The organism is Variovorax sp. V35 (genome assembly GCF_041154465.1).
GTDB lineage: Bacteria > Pseudomonadota > Gammaproteobacteria > Burkholderiales > Burkholderiaceae_C > Variovorax > Variovorax boronicumulans.
The window spans coordinates 4,144,699-4,165,972 of the sequence record NZ_AP028666.1; the positions used below are offsets into that span (position 1 = coordinate 4,144,699).

The 21,274-nt window shown below is 68.6% G+C and carries 19 protein-coding genes; 7 read left to right on the forward strand and 12 right to left on the reverse strand.

Annotation, left to right across the window (positions count from 1 at the left end; all coding sequences use genetic code 11):
* Position 1: 1 nt before the first annotated feature.
* The 3 genes from ACAM42_RS19245 (at position 2) to ACAM42_RS19255 (ending at position 3,602) form a co-directional block, all read left to right on the forward strand.
* Positions 2-979, forward strand: a complete 978-nt coding sequence (locus ACAM42_RS19245) for a helix-turn-helix transcriptional regulator (protein WP_369629054.1) — start codon at positions 2-4, stop codon at positions 977-979.
* A gap of 108 nt (positions 980-1,087) precedes the next feature.
* Positions 1,088-1,726, forward strand: coding sequence for a response regulator transcription factor (locus ACAM42_RS19250; protein WP_082818203.1), 639 nt, complete (start codon positions 1,088-1,090; stop codon positions 1,724-1,726).
* Positions 1,727-1,730: 4 nt separating this feature from the next.
* Positions 1,731-3,602 (forward strand): sensor histidine kinase, encoded by a 1,872-nt coding sequence (locus ACAM42_RS19255; RefSeq protein WP_369629055.1) that lies wholly within the window; start codon positions 1,731-1,733, stop codon positions 3,600-3,602.
* Positions 3,603-3,617: 15 nt separating this feature from the next.
* Here ACAM42_RS19255 and ACAM42_RS19260 read toward each other — a convergent pair whose 3' ends face one another.
* The 4 genes from ACAM42_RS19260 to ACAM42_RS19275 form a co-directional block, all read right to left on the reverse strand.
* Positions 3,618-5,099 (reverse strand): DegQ family serine endoprotease, encoded by a 1,482-nt coding sequence (locus ACAM42_RS19260; RefSeq protein ID WP_369629056.1) that lies wholly within the window; start codon positions 5,097-5,099, stop codon positions 3,618-3,620.
* A 76-nt stretch (positions 5,100-5,175) separates the two neighbouring features.
* Complete coding sequence (locus ACAM42_RS19265; protein ID WP_369629057.1) at positions 5,176-6,531, reverse strand: ATP-binding protein; 1,356 nt, start codon at positions 6,529-6,531, stop codon at positions 5,176-5,178.
* 109 nt (positions 6,532-6,640) lie between these two features.
* A complete protein-coding gene (locus tag ACAM42_RS19270; RefSeq protein ID WP_056580229.1) occupies positions 6,641-7,300 on the reverse strand; it encodes a response regulator transcription factor in 660 nt (219 codons plus the stop codon).
* 62 nt (positions 7,301-7,362) lie between these two features.
* Positions 7,363-8,133 (reverse strand): IclR family transcriptional regulator C-terminal domain-containing protein, encoded by a 771-nt coding sequence (locus tag ACAM42_RS19275; RefSeq protein WP_070060906.1) that lies wholly within the window; start codon positions 8,131-8,133, stop codon positions 7,363-7,365.
* Positions 8,134-8,287: 154 nt separating this feature from the next.
* On the opposite strand from ACAM42_RS19275, the gene pobA reads away from it, so the two are divergent.
* Positions 8,288-9,469: a 4-hydroxybenzoate 3-monooxygenase gene (pobA, locus tag ACAM42_RS19280; RefSeq protein WP_369629058.1), complete on the forward strand. Its 1,182-nt coding sequence runs from the start codon at positions 8,288-8,290 to the stop codon at positions 9,467-9,469.
* Here the strand turns inward: pobA and ACAM42_RS19285 are convergent.
* From ACAM42_RS19285 to ACAM42_RS19305, 5 genes are read right to left on the reverse strand one after another with little or no spacing between them, the layout of a single operon-like run.
* Positions 9,439-9,873 (reverse strand): nuclear transport factor 2 family protein, encoded by a 435-nt coding sequence (locus ACAM42_RS19285; RefSeq protein WP_369629059.1) that lies wholly within the window; start codon positions 9,871-9,873, stop codon positions 9,439-9,441. The two genes, pobA and ACAM42_RS19285, sit on opposite strands and share 31 nt — an antisense overlap.
* Positions 9,874-9,881: 8 nt before the next feature.
* On the reverse strand, positions 9,882-10,289 hold the full coding sequence (locus ACAM42_RS19290; RefSeq protein WP_369629060.1) for an SRPBCC family protein: 408 nt from the start codon (positions 10,287-10,289) through the stop codon (positions 9,882-9,884).
* A gap of 19 nt (positions 10,290-10,308) precedes the next feature.
* A complete protein-coding gene (locus ACAM42_RS19295) occupies positions 10,309-10,671 on the reverse strand; it encodes a VOC family protein (protein ID WP_369629061.1) in 363 nt (120 codons plus the stop codon).
* Positions 10,650-11,567 (reverse strand): AraC family transcriptional regulator, encoded by a 918-nt coding sequence (locus ACAM42_RS19300; protein ID WP_095745520.1) that lies wholly within the window; start codon positions 11,565-11,567, stop codon positions 10,650-10,652. Before ACAM42_RS19300 ends, ACAM42_RS19295 begins: the two co-directional genes overlap by 22 nt.
* Positions 11,568-11,606: 39 nt before the next feature.
* Positions 11,607-13,937: a xanthine dehydrogenase family protein molybdopterin-binding subunit gene (locus ACAM42_RS19305; RefSeq protein ID WP_070060911.1), complete on the reverse strand. Its 2,331-nt coding sequence runs from the start codon at positions 13,935-13,937 to the stop codon at positions 11,607-11,609.
* Between the two features lie 227 nt (positions 13,938-14,164).
* On the opposite strand from ACAM42_RS19305, the gene aat reads away from it, so the two are divergent.
* The 3 genes from aat to ACAM42_RS19320 are packed head-to-tail and all read left to right on the forward strand — an operon-like array spanning position 14,165 to position 16,531.
* Positions 14,165-14,920, forward strand: a complete 756-nt coding sequence (aat, locus tag ACAM42_RS19310) for a leucyl/phenylalanyl-tRNA--protein transferase (protein WP_095745522.1) — start codon at positions 14,165-14,167, stop codon at positions 14,918-14,920.
* 6 nt (positions 14,921-14,926) lie between these two features.
* Entirely contained in the window at positions 14,927-15,676 is a 750-nt protein-coding gene (locus ACAM42_RS19315; RefSeq protein WP_062478083.1) for an arginyltransferase, read from the forward strand.
* Between the two features lie 30 nt (positions 15,677-15,706).
* Positions 15,707-16,531: an IclR family transcriptional regulator gene (locus ACAM42_RS19320; protein ID WP_070060913.1), complete on the forward strand. Its 825-nt coding sequence runs from the start codon at positions 15,707-15,709 to the stop codon at positions 16,529-16,531.
* Between the two features lie 112 nt (positions 16,532-16,643).
* Here ACAM42_RS19320 and ACAM42_RS19325 read toward each other — a convergent pair whose 3' ends face one another.
* The 3 genes from ACAM42_RS19325 to leuA all read right to left on the reverse strand — a co-directional run bounded on the left by ACAM42_RS19325 (position 16,644) and on the right by leuA (position 21,223).
* Positions 16,644-17,810: a serine hydrolase gene (locus ACAM42_RS19325; protein ID WP_095950197.1), complete on the reverse strand. Its 1,167-nt coding sequence runs from the start codon at positions 17,808-17,810 to the stop codon at positions 16,644-16,646.
* Between the two features lie 117 nt (positions 17,811-17,927).
* Complete coding sequence (locus ACAM42_RS19330; protein ID WP_070060915.1) at positions 17,928-19,466, reverse strand: 2-isopropylmalate synthase; 1,539 nt, start codon at positions 19,464-19,466, stop codon at positions 17,928-17,930.
* 53 nt (positions 19,467-19,519) lie between these two features.
* Positions 19,520-21,223 (reverse strand): 2-isopropylmalate synthase, encoded by a 1,704-nt coding sequence (leuA, locus tag ACAM42_RS19335; protein ID WP_369629062.1) that lies wholly within the window; start codon positions 21,221-21,223, stop codon positions 19,520-19,522.
* Between the last annotated feature and the right edge of the window lie 51 nt (positions 21,224-21,274).

Sequence of the window (21,274 nt, forward strand, 5' to 3'; positions counted from 1 at the left end):
CATGCTGTCCGCTTCCGCCCGCCTGCTTCGCCTGCTCGCGCTGTTCCAGGCCCAGCGCGCCTGGACTGGTGCCGCCCTGGCCGAGCGCCTGGAGATCACCGAGCGCACGCTGCGCCGCGACGTCGACCGGCTGCGCAGCCTCGGCTACACGGTCGACTCCACCTCGGGCGTGGCCGGCGGCTACCGGCTGGGTGCGGGCAGCGCCCTGCCGCCGCTGCTGCTGGAAGACGAGGAAGCCATTGCGGTGGCGCTGGCGCTCGGCCATGCCGGCACGGGTGAAGGCGACATCGGCAACGCCTCGATGCGCGCCCTCGCCAAGCTCGACCAGTTGATGCCGCCGCGGCTGCAGCGCCGCCTGGGCAGCGTGCGCGCTTCGGTGGTGCCGGTGATGCGCAGCAAGTCGGGCGTGCGCGTGAAGGCGGTGTCGATGTTCGCCGAGGCCTGCACCGAGCGGCGCGAACTGCGCTTCGGCTACCAGGACCACCACCAGACGGCCACGGCGCGCACGGTGGAGCCGCACCGCGTGGTGCAGACCGGCCAGCGCTGGTACCTGCTGGCCTGGGACACGGCGCGCCAGGACTGGCGCACCTTCCGCCTCGACCGCATCGTCGACGCCGAACCGACGGGCGCGCGCTTCACCGCGCGCCGCCTGCCGTTGGGCGACGTCGAGGCCTACATGGAACACGCGCTCAAGGTGTCGCCCTACCTGCACCACGCGCGCGTGGTCGTGCATGCCCCGCCCGCGGCGCTGGAACCGCACTTGGGCTGGGTAGGCGGCGTGCCCGAGGCCCTCGACGCGGGCCGCACGCGCGTCGTGACCGGCGCCAGTTCGCTCGACGCGCTGGCCGTGTGGCTGGGCTGCCTGGGCCACGACATCGAGATCGAGTCGCCTCCCGAACTGGTGCAGCACGTGGCGCAGGTCGCCGCACGGCTGGACACCATCGCGCGCCGGCAGGGTACCCCCATCCCCCGTCTATAGGATGGGCTCGCCCGATACCGGTCGATAGGCTTGCGGCACCTGCAACCTCCGAACGGAAACGGATCTGCCCATGCGCCTCGGCCCCGGTCTCGCCTGCGGAAGCCCGCCATGCCCCTGACCGCCACCCAGGTCGCCGTGGTCGAGGACGACAGCGGCATGCGCGAGCGCATCGCCCGCGTGATCGGCGCCGACCCCGCGCTGGCGCTGGCCTTCAGCGCCTCGAACGCGGTCGACATCCTGAACTGGCTCACGGACAACCCGGTCGATGTGCTGCTGGTCGACCTCGGCCTGCCCGACCACCCCGGCCTGCAGGTGATCCGCCAATGCCGCCGCATGCAGCCGGCCTGCGCGGTGATGGTGCTGACGATCTTCGGCGACGAGACCCACATGGTGCAGGCCTTCGAGGCCGGCGCGCGCGGCTACCTGCTCAAGGACGGCACCGAGGCCGACCTGGCGGCGCACCTGCGCCACCTGGGCACCGGTGGCTCCCCGCTGCCGCCAGGCATCGCGCGGCAGCTGTTGCGCCGCTGGCAGGCCTCCGACGGCGCGCCCGGGCACCTCTCGTCGCGCGAGGCCGAAGTGCTCGACCGGGTGTCTCGTGGTTTCACCTATGCCGAAATCGGCGCGCAGATGGGAGTCTCCGCATCGACGGTTCAAACCCATATCAGAAACATCTACGGCAAGCTGGATGCGCCCCCTCCCTCGGAAGCCGTGTTGGCGACCCGTCCTCCAGGCCGGCTTTCCTAGCCGCGTGAACCGCCCCGCCTTTTTCCTTTCCCCCCTGCGGGCCGCGCTGCTGCTACTGCTGCTGTGGCTGGCTCTCGCAGTGCCCTTCGCCCAAGCCGCCAACCCGCCGGGCACCACCGACGTGGACTGGGCCGAAGCCAGCCTCGAACCCGACGGCCTGCCGATGCAGGTGCGGCAGGTGGCGCTGCCCTTTCGCTGGGACCACGAGTTTCCGGGGCGCGGCGGCAAGGCCAGCTACCGCATCGTGCTGCCCCCCGACGCCGCCCGCGCGGACGACGCCCAGGCGCTGTTGATGTCGGGCCTGGGCAACCAGGCCGCCGTGTGGTTCAACGGCGCGCTGGTCGCCAACTACGGCGTGCTCGGCGACCCGGCCTACGACGCAGGCAAGGCCAATCTGCTGATCCCGCTGGCCGCCGCGCTGCGACGCGGCGACGGCCAGCCGCAGGAGCTGCTCATCCAGGCCACCATCCAGCGCCAGCGCGGCGGCGGGCTGGCCAGCGTGCTCTACGGCCCCGAGGCCTCCCTGGCCCCGCTGCACCGCTCGCAGCAGAACTGGCGCAACACCTCGGCCATCGTCTACGCCGTGAGCCTGCTGCTGATGGGCGGCCTGGCCGCCGGGCTGTGGCTGCGCCAGCGCGATGCGCTCTACGGCTGCTTCGCGCTGGCCGCGCTCTCGGGCGTGGCGCGCAACCTCGACCGCGTGCTGACCGAAGGCCCCGTGCCCTGGCCGCTGTGGGGCGCCGTGGTGGCGGTCTGCTATGCCTGCCACATCGGGCTGATCGCGCGCTTCGTGCTGCTGGTGCTCGACCGCAACCCGCCGTGGCTGGTGCGCTCCATCTACGGGGCGCTGGCGCTGTCGGTGGTGCTGGCCTGTGCCTCCTTCGCCTTCGCGCTGCCGGCGCTGTGGACCACCGGGCTGGCGATCCTGCAGGTCACGAGCACCATCTGCCTGCCCTACGTGGTGCACGGCGCGCTGGTGGCGCGGCGGCGCATCGCGGGCGTGCTGATGGCGGCGGGCACGCTGGCCATCCTGGCCGGCGCGCACGACCTGCTGCTGGTGCGCATGGGCCTGTTCGGCGGCGCCTACTACACGCTCACCTCGCACGCGATCTTCTTCTTCGTGATGATCCTGGCCGGTCTGGTGGTGGAGCGCTACAGCCGCACCGTGGCCGACTACCGCTCGCTCAACGCCAACCTCGCAGCGCGCGTGGCCGAGCGCGAGGAGCAGTTGCGCGGCGCCTTCGAAACCGTGCGCAAGCAGCAGGAAGAACAGGCCGTGCTGCTGGAGCGCCAGCGCATCATGCGGGAGATCCACGACGGCGTGGGCTCGCAGCTCGTGGGCCTGCTCAACGTGGTGAACCAGCCCGCGCCCAACCGCGACGTGGTCGAGGAGCACGTAAAGCTGGCGCTCGACGAGATGCGCATGGCCGTCGATTCGCTGCAGCCCATGCACGACGACCTGACGACCGTGCTGGCCACGCTGCGCTACCGCCTGCAGCCCCGGCTGGATGCCGCCGGCATCGAGCTGGTGTGGGACGTGGCGCTCATCCCCACGCTCGCGCCCTTTGCCGCGCAGGCCGCACTGCAGCTGCAACGCATCCTGCTGGAGGCCTTCACCAACGTGCTGAAGCACGCGGGCGCCACGCGCATCGTGATGCATGTGGGCTGGCACGGCGAGCAGACGCCGCCGCTGGTGCGCATCGTGCTCACCGACAACGGCCGCGGGCTGCCGGCGAACGAACGCCCCGGTGGCCACGGCCTGGCGAACATGCGTTCGCGGGCGCAGGCCATCGGGGCGCGGCTGCAGATCGAGCGGGCCGACGCGCAGGCCGGCGGCACGCGCGTGTCGCTCGACTGGCCCTGCGCGCTGCCCTGAGCGCGCACGGGTCGGTCAGCCCAGGCGCACCGGCACGAAGATCTTGTCCTCGCCGCGCTGGATCAGCAGCGCCACCGACTTATCGGCCTTGGCCACCGCCTGGCGCACCTGCTCCAGGCTCTTGGCCGGCGTGCCGTTGATGGCCAGCAGCACATCGCCGGCCTGCACCCCGGCCATCGCCGACGGGCCTGCCACGTCCTCGATCAGCAGGCCACCGTCGACCGAGGCCGCGCGCTGTTCCTGCGGCTGCAGCGGGCGCAGCGCGAGGCCGAGCTTGCCCTGCCCCGCCGTGTTGTCGGCCTTGGCGACCTGCGCCGGTTTGTCGCTGGCATCGCCCAGCTTGGCCTGCAGCTCCTGGCGCTCGCCCTGGCGCCACACCTCGAGCGTGACCTTCTTGCCCGGCGCCTGCTGGCCGATGACGGCCGGCAGGTCGCCCGACGACACGATGGCCTGGCCGTCGACCTTGCGGATCACGTCGCCCGCCTTCAGGCCGGCATGGTCGCCGGGGCCGCCCTTCTCGATGTTCGAGACCAGCGCGCCCTCGGGCTTGTCGAGCTTGAACGAATCGGCGAAGGCCTGGTTCACCTCCTGCACCGCCACGCCCAGGCGCGCATGCGTGGCCTTGCCGGTGGCGACGATCTGGTCCTTCACCTGTACGGCCACGTCGATCGGAATGGCGAACGACACGCCCTGGTAGCCGCCGCTGCGGCTGTAGATCTGCGAGTTGATGCCGACCACCTCGCCGCGCGCATTGAGCAGCGGCCCGCCCGAGTTGCCGGGGTTCACGGCCACATCGGTCTGGATGAAGGGCACGTAGCTGTCGTCGGGCAGCGAGCGGCCCTTGGCGCTCACCACGCCGGCCGTCACGGTGTTCTCGAAGCCGAAAGGCGAACCGATGGCCAGCACCCATTCGCCGACCTTCAGGTCCTTGGTGTTGCCCAGCGCGAGCACGGGCAGGTTCTTGGCGTCGATCTTGAGCACCGCGATGTCGGTCTTGGCGTCGGCGCCCAGCACCTTGGCGCGGTACTCGCGGCGGTCGGTCAGCTTGACGGTGACTTCCTTCGCGTCCTTCACCACGTGGGCGTTGGTCATGATGATGCCGCTCGGGTCCACGATGAAGCCCGAGCCCTGCGAGCGCACCGGCACGGCGCGCTGCTGCTGTTGGCCGCGCGGTCCCATCTGTCCCTGGAAGTGGCGGAAGAACTGGAACATCGGATCGTCCGGGTCGATGCCCTGCAGCTGCGCCATCGTGTCGTCGTCCGGGGCCTTCTCGGTGCCGGTCACGCTGATGTTGACCACGGCCGGGCCGTCGCGCGAGGTGATGGTCGAGAAGTCGGGCAAGGTGACCATCGCGGCCGGCGCGGCCGCGGCAGCGGTGGTGGCCGGGGCGTTCACGGCACGGGCGCTGGTGTAGGCACCGGCGCCGACGGCACCGATCACGCCGGCGCTGGCCAGCGCGATCACGAGGGCACGGGGGGAAGTCAAGGCGGTTTTCATTCTTCGATTCCTTTCAATCCTGCGCCGAAGCGCAAACACGATGAAGGGAATGTCGCGGCCTTGACTTAGGCGTCGCTTAAACGGAATCCACTTTCTCTGGGGCAGCGAACACCACGCGCACGCACAGCCCGCCGAGGCTCGCGGACTTTTCCAATGCCACCGTGGCGCCGTGCAGGTCGGCGATCGACTTCACGATGGCCAGCCCCAGCCCGCTGCCTGGCGCCTGCTGCTCGCCCGAGCGGTAGAAGCGATCGAGCACGCGCGCACGCTCGGCCTCGGGCAAGCCGGGGCCGCTGTCGTCCACGCGCAACTCCACCGCGTCGGCGCGCTTCACGAGGCCGATGTCGACCCGCCCGCCTTCGGGCGTGTACTTCACGGCGTTGTCGATCAGGTTGCGCAGCAGCATGCGCAGCGCCTCGGGCTGGCCGCTCACGGTCGCGCCCGCGTCGGACTGCGCCACGCCGATGTCGATGCGGCGCGCCTGCGCGGCGGCCACCGCATCGGAGATCGCCAGGCGCGCCACCTCGGTCAGATCGACCGTCTCGGGCTTGGCGCCCGCGGCCACGCTGGCCTCGTGACGGGCCAGCGCCAGCATCTGCTCGACCAGGCGCGTGGCGCGGTCGATGCCGGCCGACAGCCGGCTCACGGCCAGCGTGCGCGCCGCATCGTCGGGCGCGCGCTGCAAGCCCTGCACCTGCAGCTTGAGCGCCGCCAGCGGCGAACGCAGTTCATGCGCGGCATCGGCCACGAAGTGCTTCTGCGCGTCGAAGGCATGGCGCACGCGGCCGAACAACAGGTTGAGCTCCTGCACCAGCGGACGCACTTCTTCGGGCAGGTTCTCCTCGCTCACGGGCGAGAGGTCGTCCGCCTGCCGTGATGCCACCTGCCGGCGCACGCGCGCCACGGGCGCCAGCGACAGGCTCACCACCCACCACACGACCAGCATCAACAGCGGCGCCATCAGCGCCACGGGCACGATGGTGCGCAGCGCGAGCGAGCCGGCCATGTGGCGGCGCGCCGCCATGTCCTGCGCCACCTGGATCACCAGCCCGCGCGTCTGCATCGAGAACACGCGGTAGGTCGTGCCGCGCGCGCGCACGTCGGCAAAGCCCAGCACCGCGAGCTGCGGCAACGCAGCCTCTTCGGCCGACTCGAAGATGCGCACGCCGTCGACCGTCCACACCTGCACCACGAAATCGAAGTTCTGTTCCGCGCCGCCGAGCCCGCCCACGGCCGCGCTCGGCGGCAGGCCCGCGCGCAGCGACAGCGCCATCTGTTGCATGTGGTAATCGAAGATGTCGTCGGCCTCTTTCAGCACCGTGCGGTAGGCCACCAGCGCCTGCGCGCCGGCCGCGAGCACGATGGCCGCGAGCAGGAACACCAGCAGCCGCGCACGCAGCGATCCGGTCAGGCTGCTCAGAACTTTGTTCATGCACGTTCCGTTCGTGGGACGCCACGGAACCGGCTTTGCCGGGCCGTGGGCGTCGCCCCCGGTAGGGGGTTGGAGAAGCGACACGAAGTGCGCGAAGCCTGGGGGGGAGTCATAGTTTTGGCACCATGTAGCCGACGCCGCGCACATTGCGGATCAGCTCCGCGCCCAGCTTCTTGCGCAGGCCGTGCACATAGACCTCGACCGCATTGCTGCTGATCTCGTCCTTCCAGCCGTAGAGCTTCTCTTCGAGCTGGGCGCGCGAAAGCACCATGCCCGGGCGGGCCAGCAGCGGCTCGAGCACGGCCCACTCGCGCGCCGAGAGCACCACCGGCTCGCCGTTCACCGCGACCTCGCGCGTGGCGGGGTTGATGCTCACGCCCATATGCTCGTACACCGGCTCGGCGCGCCCGGATGCGCGCCGCAGCAAGGCACGGATGCGGGCCAGCAGCTCGTCGAGGTCATAGGGCTTGAGCACGTAGTCGTCGGCGCCGGCGTCGAGGCCTTCGATGCGCTGCTGCACCGAGTCGCGCGCGGTGGCGATCAGCACCGGCATGCGCTGCTTGCGCGCACGCAGGGCACGCAGCACTTCCAGGCCGTCGCGGCGCGGCACGCCCAGGTCGAGCAGCACGAGGTCGTACTGCTGGGTGCGCAATGCGGATTCGGCGGCGTCGCCGTCTTTGACCCAATCGACCGCGTACTGTTCGGCCCGCAACAGGTCGAGCACGGCCTCGCCGATCATCACGTCGTCTTCGAGAAGCAGGAGTCGCATGGTGGATGTCCGTTTCGGGGGTTCGAGGCCGCGCCGGCGCCGAAAGTTCAGCGCGCCTGCGTTCACAGGAGGGAGCGCACCTCGCGCGCCGCTTCGAACAGCAGCGGCAGCATCTCGCGCTGCAAGGTCTCTTCCTGGTAGCGCGTGCCCGACAGCACCACGTTGAGCGCCGCCACCGTGTGGCCCTGCATGTCGCGCAGCGGCACCGCCAGCGCCTGCACGCCGAGTTCGTGCTCTTCGCTGGCGAAGCAGTAGTCGTCCTTGCGCACCTGCGCGATGCGCTGGCGCAGCGCGCGCGCCTGGGTGATGGTGTGCGGTGTGAGCCGTGCCAGGTGCCGGCCCTTGAGCCACTGCGTGAGCTGCGTGGCGGCCATCGCGGCCAGCAGCACGCGCCCGGTCGAGGTGGCGTGGGCCGGCAGACGCGCCCCCAGGTGCAGGCCGTAGGCCAGCACGCGCGTCGGCGTGCCGTAGCTGCCGCTGCGCGCGACGATGACCACCTCTTCGCCGTCGAGCACCACGGCCGAGAACGACTCGCCGGTCTGCGCGGCGAGCCGGTTCAGCGTGGGCTGCAAGGCGCGCGGCAGGCGCGACGAGGCCAGGTAGCTGCCCGAGAAGCGCAGCACCTTCGGTGCCATCCAGAAGTAGCTGCCGTCGGTTTCCAGGTAGCCCAGGTGGGCCAGCGTGAGCAGGTGGCGCCGGGCGGCGGCGCGCGTGAGGCCGGCGCGCTCGGCCGCCAGCGTGGCATTCAGGCGCTGGCGCTCGGTGTCGAAGCTTTCGAGCACCGCCATGCCCTTGGCGATGCCCTCGATGAAGTCGGCGCGGGCGATGGTCATTCGTCGTCGGGAGTTCGTCGTGGATCGGTCGGCTGAAGAAGTGTTGCGCGATGATCGCGCACGCGTTCGCATGATCGCACAGAGCCTCGCCAGCCACCGCCCCAACCGGCCGGCCGCGCCCTACGCTTCGCAAAACCCTTTCGGAGACACGAACATGCGCACCCAGGTCGCCATCATCGGCGCAGGCCCCGCCGGCCTTCTGCTCGGCCAGCTGCTGCACAAGGCAGGCATCGACAACATCATCGTGGAGCGCCAGAGCGGCGACTACGTGCTGGGCCGCATCCGCGCCGGCGTGCTCGAACAGGTCACGATGGACCTGCTGGCGCGCGCGGGCGTCGACACCCGCGCCAAGGCCGAGGGCCTGCCGCACGACGGCATCGAGCTGCTGTTCAAGGGCGCGCGCCACCGCATCGACATGCACGACCTCACGGGCGGCAAGCAGGTCACGGTGTACGGCCAGACCGAGGTGACGCGCGACCTGATGGAAGCGCGCACGGCCGAAGGCCTCACGACGATCTACAGCGCAGCCAACGTCAGCCTGCACGACTTCGATTCGGCCAAGCCGCGCGTTCGCTACGAGAAAGACGGCCAGACGCACGAGATCGAGTGCGACTTCATCGCCGGCTGCGACGGCTACCACGGCGTGAGCCGCGCCAGCGTGCCGGCCGACGCGATCCAGACCTACGAGAAGGTCTACCCCTTCGGCTGGCTCGGCGTGCTGGCCGACGTGCCGCCGGTGTCGCACGAACTCATCTACGCCAACACCGAGCGCGGCTTTGCGCTGTGCAGCATGCGCAGCGCCACGCGCTCGCGCTACTACGTGCAGGTGCCGACCGAAGAGAAGGTGGAGAACTGGAGCGACGAGGCCTTCTGGAACGAGCTGCGCGCGCGCCTGGACCCCCAGGCCCGCGAACGGCTGGTGACGGGCCCGTCGCTTGAAAAGAGCATTGCGCCGCTGCGCAGCTTCGTGGCCGAGCCGATGCGCTTCGGCTCGCTGTTCCTGGCCGGTGACGCCGCGCACATCGTGCCGCCGACCGGCGCCAAGGGGCTCAACCTTGCGACGGCCGACGTGGGGTACCTGTCGCGCGCGCTGGAGATTTTCTACAACGAGAAGTCGGCCTCGGCGCTGGACCGCTACTCCGACCTGTGCCTGCGCCGGGTCTGGAAGGCCGAGCGCTTCTCGTGGTGGTTCACCTCGCTGATGCACCGTTTTCCCGAGACGGGCGCCTTCGGCCAGAAGATCCAGGAAGCCGAGCTCGACTACCTCGTGCATTCGCGCGCGGCGTCCACCGCGCTGGCGGAAAACTACGTGGGGCTGCCGCTCGAAGACTTCTGAGCGGCGGGCGACGACAGCACCTCGTCGACCCAGCGCTGGTCTTCGTCGTAGATCCAGCATTCGCTGAGCTTGCCGTCCTTCACTGCGTAGCGCAGCTGGCGCTCCAGCTCGACCGGGCGCCCCTGGTGCTCGAACTGCTCGACGGCGACGATCAGCCCGAAGTGCTCGCCGGCCAGCACGTCGCGGATCGCGACCAGCCGGCGGTTCGTGCGCTCCTTGACCTGCTTGAGCACCGCGAGGCAGGCCGCCTTGCCCCGGTGCGTGCCCGCGAGCGGGCTGCGGCCGAAGTAGTGAAAGACGACCTCGTCGTGGTAGCAGTCGACGATGGCCTTGAGGTCGTTCGCGGCCCAGGCCTGCGCGTAGCGCTGCACGACCGCCAGGATCTCGCTCGCGGCAGGGGTCATCGGCGTGCTCATTGTGCGCTGGCTTTCTCCAGCGTCTTCTTCATCGCGGCGCCGCCCTGCGCCATCATGGGTTCGACGTAGGCCGCAAGCCCGTCGGGCAGCACGTCGGTGATCCAGACGAAGCGCGACCGGCCTTCGCCGTGCGCGAACACCTGGGCCGATGCGTGGTGGTGCGTGGCCTTGCCGTCGGTCACGGTGTAGGCCAGCCGCCGGTTCTCGTCGTCGAGCGCCACGAGAAGCTCGCGCGCCACGAGGCCGTTGGCAAAGTGGACGATGCGGGCGCCCTGCCCGTCGAGTTCGCAGCCGGTGAGAAAGCCCGGCGCCAGGCGCGTGTGCACGGCGCCGAAGTCGCGCAGCGCGTCCCACACCTGCGCGGCGTCGGCCTCGACGATGAATTCCTTGTAGACGGTGGCCATGGGGTCGATGCCTTTCGTGTCAGGGGCAGACGGCCTCGACGTTGTTGCCGTCGGGGTCGATGAGGAAGGCCGCGTAGTAGGTCGGGCTGTAGTCGGCGCGCGGCCCCGCGCCGCCGTTGTCGGTGCCGCCGGCTTTCAGGCCGGCCTTGTGGAAGGCGGCGACGGCGGCGTGGTCGGGCGCGCGGAACGCGATGTGCGTGCCAGGGCCCTTGGCGCCTTTCGCGGCATAGAGCCACAGCGCCGGTTCGCCGGCCGGGCCGAGGCCGGCGTAGCTGTCGTCGTCGTGGGAGCCCAGCACGTGGCCGAGCGGCGCGAGCGCGGCTTCGTAGAAGCGCCGGCTGGCGGCGAGGTCTTTGACTTTCAGTCCGATGTGGTCGTACATGGCGATGACTTCCTGCTTGAAGGGTGGATCAAGCGGTCATCGTGAAGCAGCGCGGCCAGGCGGTCTTGGAAAATCTTGCGGTCGCCCTTGGCAGCAAGCCGGAAACCGCGCGGCGACACACCGGCCGCACGGTGGAAGGTGCGCACGAAGTTGCTCAGGTCGGCAAAGCCGGCTTCGAGGGCAACGTCGGTCACGGCCAGGTCGCTGTCCGCCAGCAGGCGCGCCGCGCGGCGCAGCCGGGAGCGCACGAGGTACTGGTGCGGCGTGACGCCCAGCACCTGGGAGAACAACCGCAGGAAATGGAAGGCGCTCAGGCCCGCCTGGGCGGCCGCGTCTTCCAGGCCGATCTCGCCGGCGGCGTGGGCCTCGATCCAGGTCGCGGCCTCGACCGCGCGGCGGCGGTCGCGCGGCGTGGCTGATGGCGGCGGCGCCGCGGGTTTGCCGCGCCCCTTCACCACGTCGAGGAAGCGGCTGGCGAAGCCCATGCCCAGCTCGTCCAGGCCCACGTCGCTGCCGCCTTCGACCGCGACCTGCGCGAGTTCACCGAGCACCATGAGTTCGGGCAGCGGCGGCAACGCCGAGGCATGCCAGCTGCGCCGATCGGCGCCGATCAGGTCGACGAAGCCCGGCGAGAAGTGAAACGACAGGCACTCGTCGCCACAGGCAAAGTGCTCGTGGGTGCAGACGTAGTCGTCGCCCGGTGCGCCGACCAGCACCGCGCCGGCCACCAGCTCGTAATCGCGGCCGAGCGCGCGGCAGCCGAAGCTGCCCTTGCGCACGTACGAGACCGAGTGCGTCTCGTGCATCTCGGTGAACGGCGCCGCGCCGACGCCCGCGTCGCAGCGGTAGGTCGAGACGCGGATCGCGTCGGTCTGCAGTTCGGTGGTGACGCGCATGATGACTTTCGTCGCCCTTCGATCACCGGCCGGCGGCGCTCAGTCGATCGTCTGCATGGCCTGCCAGACCCGCGACGGGCTCAGCGGCATGTGCAGGCGGGGCGCGCGGGCGCCGAGGCCGTTGCGTGCGAAGGCGTCGGCCACCGCGTTGACGATGGCCGGCGTGGCGCCGATGGTGCCCAGCTCGCCCACGCCCTTCACGCCCAGCGGGTTGTTCTTGCAGGGCGTGGATTCGTCCATTTCCATCTGGAACATGGTGTCGACGATGTCGGCGCGCGGCGCGGCGTAGTCCATGAGGCTGCCGGTGACGGGCTGGCCGGTTTCGCTGTCGTACACCACCTGCTCGTACAGCGCCTGGCCGATGCCCTGCACCGCGCCGCCTTCGAGCTGGCCGCGCACGATCATCGGGTTGACCACGCGGCCCACGTCGTTGACCGAGCTGTAGGCCACGACGCTGATCTCGCCGGTGGGCGGGTCGAGCTCGATCTCGCAGATGTGGCAGCCGTTGGGCCAGCTCGGGCCGGCCACGGTGCTGGTGGAGTCGACGAAGATCTCGCGCCCCGGCTGCTTGGCGGCCAGGGTGAACAGGTCGAGCTCGAGGTCGGTGCCGGCCACGATGAAGGTGCCGCGGCTGTAGACGATGTCGTCGATGGAGGCCTCGAACTCCTGCGCCGCGAGTTCGCGCGCCTTGTCAATGGTGCGCTCGGCACCGATGCGCACGGCCGAGCCGCCAGTGAAGAGCGAACGCGAGCCGGCGCTGCCGAAGCCGTCGCCGCGGTCGGTGTCGCCGAGCACGACGCGCACCTTCTCGATCGGCACGCCGAAGGCATCGACAGCCAGCTGCGCGAGCGAGGTCGCGATGCCCTGCCCCATGGCGTTGACGGCCGAGAACACCTCGATCACGCCATCGGCCTGCACCGAGACGGTCACGCGCTCTTCGAACACGTTGCCGCCGGTCCATTCGAGGAACGTGGCGATGCCCAGGCCGCGCTGCTTGCCGCGCGCCGCCGACTCGGCCGCGCGGGCCTCGAAGCCCTGCCAGTCGGCCAGCTGCAGCGCCTGGTCCATCACCGACTCGAACTGGCCGGTGTCGTAGGTCTGCGCCATCGGGTTCTTGTAGGGCATCTGCTCGGGGCGGATGAAGTTGCGCCGGCGCAGCGCGATGCGGTCGATGCCGGTCTGTCGCGCGGCCTCGTCCATCAGGCGCTCGATGGTGAAGATGGCCTCGGGCCGGCCCGCGCCGCGGTAGGCGCCGGTGGGCGCGGTGTTGGTGAGCACCGCCTTGAAATGGAAGTCGATGGTCTGGATGTCGTAGACGCTGGTCTGCACCCACGGGCCGATGAGCAGCTGGATCGCGACACCAGTGCCGGTGGCGTAGGCGCCCACGTTGGCGAGCGTCTTGATGCGCAGGGCCAAGATCTTGCCGTCGGCGTCCAGGGCCATTTCGGCGCGCGCCTCGATGTCGCGGCCGTGCGCGCTCGACAGGAACTCTTCGCTGCGGTCGGCCACCCACTTCACGGGCCGGCCCACCTGCAGCGCGGCGTAGGCGACCGCGATGTCCTCGGGGTAAGCGCCGGTCTTCATGCCGAAGCCGCCGCCGACGTCGCCCACGACCACGCGCACTTTTTCCTTGGCGAGGCCAATGGCCGCGCAGACCGAATCGCGCACGCCGGACGGCATCTGGGTGCTCATGCGGATCGTGAGGCGGTCGGTCTTGCTGTCGTGCGTGGCAAGCACGGCGCGCGGCTCGATGGTGAGCGCGACCACGCGCTGGTTGTTCACGTCCAGGGCGATCACGTGGGCGGCGCGCTCGAAGGCGGCGGTGGCGGCTTCGCTGCTGCCATGGCGCATCTCGGCGGCGATGTTGCCCGTGGCCTCCTCACACAGGAGCGGCGCGCCGTCGGCGGTCGCGCCCGGCAGGTCGACCACCATCGGCAGCTCTTCGTAGTCGACCATGACGGCTTCGGCCGCATCGCGCGCCTGCTGCACGGTGTCGGCAATGACGGCCGCGACCGGTTCACCGACGAAGCGCGCGCGCTCGTGCGCCAGGGCGCGGCGCGGCGGGCTGGCGCTGTCGCTGCCGTCCGCGCGCTTGAAGCCGGCCGCGCCGGGCATCGGCTTGACGCCGGCCTCGGCCAGGTCGGCCCCGGTGATCACGCGCAGCACGCCGGGCATGCCGACGGCCGCGGACGTGTCGATGGACACGATGCGCGCATGCGGATAAGGGGATCGGAGAAAAACGAGGTGCGCCTGCTCGGAGAGCGTGACGTCGTCGGTGTAACGGCCGGCGCCTGCGAGCAGGCTTTCGTCCTCGAGGCGGCGCACCGCCTGGCCGCTGCCGAAGCGCGTGGGATTGGGTTCAGTGGTCAACGTGGTCCTCTTGTGCTGATCCCCGGCGCCCTGCACATGCCTGCCGGATCCGCTGTGGTACTGCGAAAGCAAGCTGTGCACTATAGGTTTTTCGACGGGTCTTGTGGGGTTGTCTCGCGTGCCATCGGCGGTGGCACCAGGGCCGCAGCCTTGTGGACTGTTCCCGTGTGAGCGGGATTTTCCCTCAACTGGCTTGCGTTTTCGAGAAGCCGTGTATACCTGCATCCATGCGACAACTGCCTTGGCTCGAACCCGGAGATGCACTGCCCGACCCCGCTTCGGCGTGGGACGAACGGGACCCGGTGCCCGGCCTGCTGGCGGCCGGCGGCTCCCTCGATGTCGATACTCTGATGCAAGCCTACAGTCGCTGCGTCTTCCCCTGGTTCAGCGACGACCAGCCGATCCTGTGGTGGAGCCCCGACCCGCGCATGGTGCTGCGGGTGAACGACTTCCGGCTGCATCGCTCGCTGCGCAAGACGCTGAGCCGTTTTGCCGCGACGCCGGGCTGCGAGCTGCGCATCGATCACGATTTTGGAACAGTGATCCAGGCGTGTTCGCAGTCGGCGCGCGCCGGCCAGTCGGGCACCTGGATCGTGCCGGACATGGTGAAGGCCTATACGCAATTGCACCGCGCCGGGCACGCGCACAGCGTCGAAACCTGGATCGACGGCGAGTTGGCGGGCGGGCTCTACTGCGTGGCGCTGGGCCGGGCCGTGTTCGGCGAATCGATGTTCACGCGCCGCCCCGACGCCTCGAAGATCGCGCTGGCCGGACTGGTCGCGCTGTGCCGACGCGCCGGCATCGCGATGATCGACTGCCAGCAGAACACCGCGCACCTGGCCAGCCTCGGCGCCCGCGAAATGCCGCGCGCGCGCTTCGTCGCACACGTGGCCCAGGCCCGAAAACAGGAGGGCCCGCAGTGGCAATTCGACCCCGTATACTGGTCCGAACTCCTTTCCGAGCGACCTCCTCTTTCGACGTGACGTGACGTGACGCACCTCAAGGATCTTCCGCTTCACACGCTGCAGTTCTACGCGACGGCGCCCTACCCCTGCAGCTACCTGCCGGATCGCCAGGCCCGCTCGCAGGTGGCCACGCCCAGCCACCTGATCCACAACGACGCCTACTCCGACCTGGTGCTCAGCGGCTTCCGGCGCAGCGGCATGTTCACCTACCGGCCGTATTGCGACGGCTGCCGCGCCTGCATCCCGCTGCGCGTGCTGGCGCACAGCTTCAAGCCGAACCGCAGCCAGCGCCGCACCGCCAAGCAGCACGCCGACCTGCAGGCGCGCGTGCTCAAGCTGTGCTTCGTGCCCGAGCACTACCAGCTCTACCTGCGCTACCAGACCGGCCGCCACTCGGGCGGCGGCATGGACCACGACAGCATCGACCAGTACACGCAGTTCCTGCTGCAAAGCCGCGTCAACTCACGGCTGGTCGAGTTTCGCGAAACCCTGCCCGACGGCAGCCCCGGCGCACTGAAGATGGTGTCGATCCTCGACGTGCTGAGCGACGGCATCTCGGCCGTCTACACCTTCTACGAGCCCGAGGACGGTGCCGGCTACGGCACCTACAGCGTGCTGTGGCAGATCGAGCAGGCCCGCAAGCTGGGGCTGCCGCACGTCTACCTGGGCTACTGGATCGAGCGCAGCCCCAAGATGCACTACAAAGCGCGCTTTTCCCCGCACGAAGTGTTGGTGGACGGCCACTGGCAGGCACCGAGCGATTTCACAAGGTAAAATGGCGCACGGTCATCACCGCATTGCGCCATGAGAAAAAACCTATCCGACGTTCCCGCCACTCCCGTCATCCAGGTCATCGAGCGCATGTTCTCGCTGATCGACGTCCTGGCCTCGCGCGAAGAAGCGATCTCGCTGAAGGAAATCAGCGAAAAGACGGGGCTGCACCCGTCGACCACGCACCGCATCCTCAATGACCTCGCGGTCGGTCGTTTCGTCGACCGCCCCGAAGCCGGCAGCTACCGCCTCGGCATGCGCCTGCTGGAGCTGGGCAACCTGGTCAAGGGCCGGCTGAACGTGCGCGACGCAGCCCTGGGGCCGATGCGCGAGCTGCACAAGCTCACGCAGCAGCCGGTCAACCTCAGCATGCGCCAGGGCGACGAGATCGTGTACATCGAGCGCGCCTACAGCGAGCGCTCGGGCATGCAGGTGGTGCGCGCCATCGGCGGCCGCGCCGCCCTGCACCTGACCTCGACCGGCAAGCTGTTCCTGGCCGCCGACGATCCGCAGCGCGTGCGCAGCTACGCCACGCGCACCGGCCTGGCCGGCCACACCCGCAACAGCATCACCCAGCTGCCCGCGCTCGAGCGCGAGCTGTCGAAGGCGCGCCAGTACGGCATCGCCCGCGACAACGAAGAACTGGAACTGGGGGTGCGCTGCATGGCGGCCGGCATCTACGACGACCAGGGCAAGCTGGTGGCGGGCCTGTCGATCTCGGCCCCGGCGGATCGCCTCGACGAAGGCTGGCTGCCCAAGCTGCAGGCAACCGCCAACGAAATCTCGGGCGCGCTGGGCTTCAAGGACGGCATGGCTGCAACGCCTGCGTCGGGTGCGAACGTGACAACGGGCGCCTGAGCGCCCGTTTGCTTTCGACTCTGTCTTTTCTCTTCTTCCCGGCGAGTCGGCCGGTGGGCCCTACAAGAGAGCAGCAGGCAGGCCGCTGGACGGCCTCCCCACTCAATCAATCTCAGCCAGCGACCTGGAAGCCGCGCGGCCCCGACACAGCATGCGTGGCCTCGACCCAGCGGCGAACCCGCTCGGCGTCGGCGATGCGGCTGAACTTGCCGGCCGAATCCAGGAACACCATGATCAGCTTGCGCCCGGCCACCTTGGCCTGCATCACGAGGCACTGGCCGGCTTCGGAGATGTAGCCGGTCTTCTGCAGGCCGATGTCCCATTCCGGGCTCTTCACAAGGCGGTTGGTGGTGTTGAACTGCAGCACGCGGTTGCCGACTTCGACCTGGTATTCCGGCGACGTGGACAGCGAACGCACGGTGGCGTCCGAATAGGCGGCGTTGACCAGCAGCGCCAAGTCTTGCGCGCTCGACTGGTTGCGGCTCGACAGGCCCGTGGGCTCCACGTAGCGCGTGTCCTTCATGCCGAGCATGCGGGCCTTTGCATTCATGATGCTCACGAAGGTCGTGAGGCCGCCCGGGTAGGTGCGGCCCAGCGCATGCGCTGCGCGGTTTTCGCTGGACATCAGCGCCAGGTGCAGCAGCTCGCCGCGCGACAGCGTGGTACCGACGGTCAGGCGCGAACGGCTGCCCTTTTCGGTGTCGACGTCGTCCTGCGTGATGGTGATGAGTTCGTCGTTCGGCAGATGGGCCTCGCTGATCAGCAGACCGGTCATGAGCTTGGTGAGCGAAGCGATCGGCAGCACGGCGTGGTCGTTCTTGCTGAACAGCACTTCGTGGGTGTCCTGGTCGATCACCAGGGCGACACTCGACTTCAGGTCGAGCGCGTCGTCGGTGCTGTGCAGGCCGGCCATCTGGCCGAAGGACTGGCGGGCTGGCGTCTCGACGCGCACCACCGAACGGCGCTGCACGGCGACGACGGTCTTGCCGTTCTTCTTGTGGATGGTGGCAACGACATTGCGGCCACCGCGCACGACCTTGTCGGCCTGCTCGGCGCGACCGCCGCGCGCCACCTTGGAAGCGGACGCATTGCGTTGCTTGGCCTCGGCAGGTGCCTTCGCCTTCTTGGCGACGGCGGACTTGGCGGCAGCGGGTTTTTCCTTCTTCGCGGCCTGGGCGCCAGGCAGCAAAAACGCCGAGGCGCACAGCGCCACGGCGAGGAACTTGAAGGCGGGTAGGAACCGCTGGATGGAAACTCGACGTAGACGGGTTTCAGGCATCAATAAATCTCCAGCGGCAACAAACGAGGACCGCAGTGTATCGAAATCAAAAAAGACACGCAATATCAGTTACTTGCATCCTCTTCTTCATTCGAATACCAAGGAACGCCTGAAAACCTAACCTTGTGCCGCCACTCTCTCAGCTTGGCTCTGTAACTTGTTGAGCGCACTCAAATAAGCCTTTGCCGAAGCGACCACGATGTCTGGGTCTGCACCCACACCGTTGACCACCCGCCCTGCGTTTTGTAACCGGACTGTAACTTCTCCCTGGCTTTCCGTCGAGCCGCTGATGGCGTTTACAGAGTAAAGAACCATCTCGGCGCCGCTCTTGACGTGGGCCTCGATGGCCTTGAGCGACGCATCGACCGGCCCGTTGCCGTCGGATTCGCTGGTGACTTCCTTGCCCTGGACCGTGAACACGATCTTGGCTTGAGGCCGTTCGCCGGTTTCGCTGTGCTGGGAGAGAGAGACGAAAGCAAACTGTTCACCAACGTGCGACAGCTCTTCCGCGCTGACCAGCGCCAGGATGTCTTCGTCGAAAATTTCGGACTTGCGGTCGGCCAGCTCCTTGAAACGCGCGAACGCGGCGTTGACCTCGGTTTCGCTTTCCATCGTCACGCCCAGGTCCTGCAGGCGCTGCTTGAAGGCGTTGCGGCCGCTGAGCTTGCCCAGCACGATCTTGTTGGCGGTCCAGCCCACGTCTTCGGCGCGCATGATCTCGTAGGTGTCGCGCGCCTTGAGCACGCCGTCCTGGTGGATGCCCGAGGCGTGTGCGAACGCGTTGGCGCCCACCACGGCCTTGTTGGGCTGCACCACGAAGCCGGTCGTCTGGCTGACCATGCGGCTGGCGGCCACGATGTGCTGGGTGTCGATGTTCAGGTCGAGCCCGAAGTAGTCTCTGCGCGTCTTCACGGCCATGACCACTTCTTCGAGCGAGCAGTTGCCCGCGCGCTCGCCCAGCCCGTTGATCGTGCACTCGACCTGGCGCGCGCCGCCGATCTTCACGCCCGCCAGCGAGTTCGCCACCGCCATGCCCAGGTCGTTGTGGCAATGCACCGACCAGATCGCCTTGTCGCTGTTGGGAATGCGCTCGCGCAGCATCTTGATGAAGTTGCCGTACAGCTCGGGGATGGCGTAGCCGACGGTGTCGGGCACGTTGATGGTGGTGGCGCCCTCGTTGATCACGGTTTCGAGCACGCGGCACAGGAAGTCGGGGTCGCTGCGGTAGCCGTCTTCGGGACTGAACTCGACGTCGGCGATCTGGTTGCGCGCAAAGCGCACAGCCAGCTTGGCCTGCTCATGCACCTCGTCGGGCGACATGCGCAGCTTCTTTTCCATGTGCAGCGGCGAGGTCGCGATGAAGGTGTGGATGCGCCCGCGCGCCGCACCCTTCAGGGCCTCGGCCGCGCGCGCGATGTCGCGGTCGTTGGCACGCGACAGGCCGCACACCGTCGAGTCCTTGATCGCGTTGGCGATGGCCTTCACGGCCTCGAAGTCGCCGTTCGAACTGGCCGGAAAGCCGGCTTCGATGACGTCGACCCTGAGCCGCTCCAGCAGCTTGGCGATGCGCAACTTTTCGTCGCGCGTCATCGAGGCGCCGGGCGACTGTTCGCCGTCGCGCAAGGTGGTGTCGAAAATAATGAGTTGGTCGGTCATCGTGGATCTCCTTGGTTCGTTCCCACCTTGCGCGTGCGGCTGGTGCCGGTGCGTCAGGCGACTTCAGCCACCGATTGTGCGCTGCGCGCGCCCCGGCCCCTGGCCCGCTGCACCCCCGATACGATCGCCTTCAGCGAGGCCGAGATCACGTTCGCATCGATGCCGACGCCGAACAGCGTCTGCGACTCGTCCACGCGCAGCTCGAGATAAGCCACCGACTTGGCGTCGGCGCCCGCGCCGATGGCGTGCTGGTGATAGTCCATGACGCGCACCGTGTGGCCGGTGGCCTGGCTCAGCGCCTGCGTGAAGGCGTCGATCGGTCCGTTGCCGCGGCCTTCGATGGCGCGCGTTTCACCGTCCCATGGCAGGTCACCGCGCAGCACCACCGTGGCCTCGGCGCCCTCGCCTTCTTCCTGGATCACGCGGTGCTGCAGGGCCTTGGCGGTCTCGATGCCGTATTCGTTCACGAAGATCTGCCAGAGGTTGGCGGCGGTGAGCTCCTTGCCGCCCACGTCCATCACACGCTGCACGACCTGCATGAATTCCATCTGCAGGCGGCGCGGCATCTCGAGGCCGTACTCGCTCTCGAGCAAGTAGGCCATGCCGCCCTTGCCCGACTGGCTGTTCACGCGGATCACGGCTTCGTAGCTGCGGCCTACGTCCTTCGGGTCGATGGGGAGGTACGGGATGTCCCAGATGTCGCCGTCCTTGCGCGCGGCGAAGGCCTTCTTGATCGCGTCCTGGTGCGAGCCCGAGAACGAGGTGTAGACGAGGTCGCCTACATACGGATGGCGCGGGTGTACCGGGATCTGGTTGCAGTGCTCGACAGTCGCGCGGATCTCGTCGATGTTCGAGAAGTCGAGCTCCGGCGAGACGCCCTGCGTGTAGAGGTTGAGCGCGACGTTCACGAGGTCGAGGTTGCCGGTGCGCTCGCCGTTGCCGAAGAGGCAGCCTTCGATGCGCTCGGCGCCCGCCATCAAGGCCAACTCACCAGCAGCCGTGCCCGTGCCGCGGTCGTTGTGCGGGTGCACGCACAGCACGATCGAGTCGCGGCGCGCGAGGTTGCGGTGCATCCACTCGATCATGTCCGCGAAGATGTTCGGCGTGGAATGCTCCACCGTGGTGGGCAGGTTGACGATGCACTTGCGCTCGGGCGTCGGCGCCCAGACTTCGGTGACCGCATCGACCACACGCTTGGAGAACACCACGTCGGTGCCCGAGAACATCTCGGGCGAGTACTGGAAGGTCCACTTCGTGTTCGGCTGCTTTGCGGCGAAGTCGTTGAACATGCGGGCATGGCTGCTCGCGAGTTCGACGATCTGGTCTTCGTCCATGCCGAGCACCACGCGGCGCATCACCGGAGCCACGGCGTTGTAGAGGTGAACGATGGCGCGCGGCGCGCCCTGCAACGCTTCGAAGGTGCGTTCGATGAGGTGGTCGCGCGCCTGCGTGAGCACCTGAATCGTCACGTCATCGGGAATGCGGTCTTCTTCGATGAGCTTGCGCACGAAGTCGAATTCAACCTGTGACGCCGAGGGAAAGCCGACTTCGATTTCCTTGAAGCCGATGGCCACGAGGGTTTCGAACATGCGCATCTTGCGCGCGATGTCCATGGGTTCGACCAATGCCTGGTTGCCATCGCGCAGGTCTGTCGACAGCCAGATCGGGGCCTTGGTCAGCACGGCATCGGGCCAGGTGCGGTCCTTGAGACCGATCGGGGCGAATGCGCGGTATTTGGCTTGAGGTTGCTTGAGCATGTCGATTTCTCTGTGATGGTTGGAACTCAACCAGCAACCCCAAAAGACAAA

Coding starts and splice junctions, on each gene's coding strand:
- ACAM42_RS19245 (WP_369629054.1), top strand. CDS start 2: ATGCTGTCCGCTTCCGCCCGCCTGCTTCGCCTGCTCGCGCTGTTCCAG.
- ACAM42_RS19250 (WP_082818203.1), top strand. CDS start 1,088: ATGCCCCTGACCGCCACCCAGGTCGCCGTGGTCGAGGACGACAGCGGC.
- ACAM42_RS19260 (WP_369629056.1), bottom strand. CDS start 5,099: ATGAAAACCGCCTTGACTTCCCCCCGTGCCCTCGTGATCGCGCTGGCC.
- ACAM42_RS19265 (WP_369629057.1), bottom strand. CDS start 6,531: ATGAACAAAGTTCTGAGCAGCCTGACCGGATCGCTGCGTGCGCGGCTG.
- ACAM42_RS19270 (WP_056580229.1), bottom strand. CDS start 7,300: ATGCGACTCCTGCTTCTCGAAGACGACGTGATGATCGGCGAGGCCGTG.
- ACAM42_RS19275 (WP_070060906.1), bottom strand. CDS start 8,133: ATGACCATCGCCCGCGCCGACTTCATCGAGGGCATCGCCAAGGGCATG.
- pobA (WP_369629058.1), top strand. CDS start 8,288: ATGCGCACCCAGGTCGCCATCATCGGCGCAGGCCCCGCCGGCCTTCTG.
- ACAM42_RS19285 (WP_369629059.1), bottom strand. CDS start 9,873: ATGACCCCTGCCGCGAGCGAGATCCTGGCGGTCGTGCAGCGCTACGCG.
- ACAM42_RS19290 (WP_369629060.1), bottom strand. CDS start 10,289: ATGGCCACCGTCTACAAGGAATTCATCGTCGAGGCCGACGCCGCGCAG.
- ACAM42_RS19295 (WP_369629061.1), bottom strand. CDS start 10,671: ATGTACGACCACATCGGACTGAAAGTCAAAGACCTCGCCGCCAGCCGG.
- ACAM42_RS19300 (WP_095745520.1), bottom strand. CDS start 11,567: ATGCGCGTCACCACCGAACTGCAGACCGACGCGATCCGCGTCTCGACC.
- aat (WP_095745522.1), top strand. CDS start 14,165: ATGCGACAACTGCCTTGGCTCGAACCCGGAGATGCACTGCCCGACCCC.
- ACAM42_RS19320 (WP_070060913.1), top strand. CDS start 15,707: ATGAGAAAAAACCTATCCGACGTTCCCGCCACTCCCGTCATCCAGGTC.
- ACAM42_RS19325 (WP_095950197.1), bottom strand. CDS start 17,810: ATGCCTGAAACCCGTCTACGTCGAGTTTCCATCCAGCGGTTCCTACCC.
- ACAM42_RS19330 (WP_070060915.1), bottom strand. CDS start 19,466: ATGACCGACCAACTCATTATTTTCGACACCACCTTGCGCGACGGCGAA.
- leuA (WP_369629062.1), bottom strand. CDS start 21,223: ATGCTCAAGCAACCTCAAGCCAAATACCGCGCATTCGCCCCGATCGGT.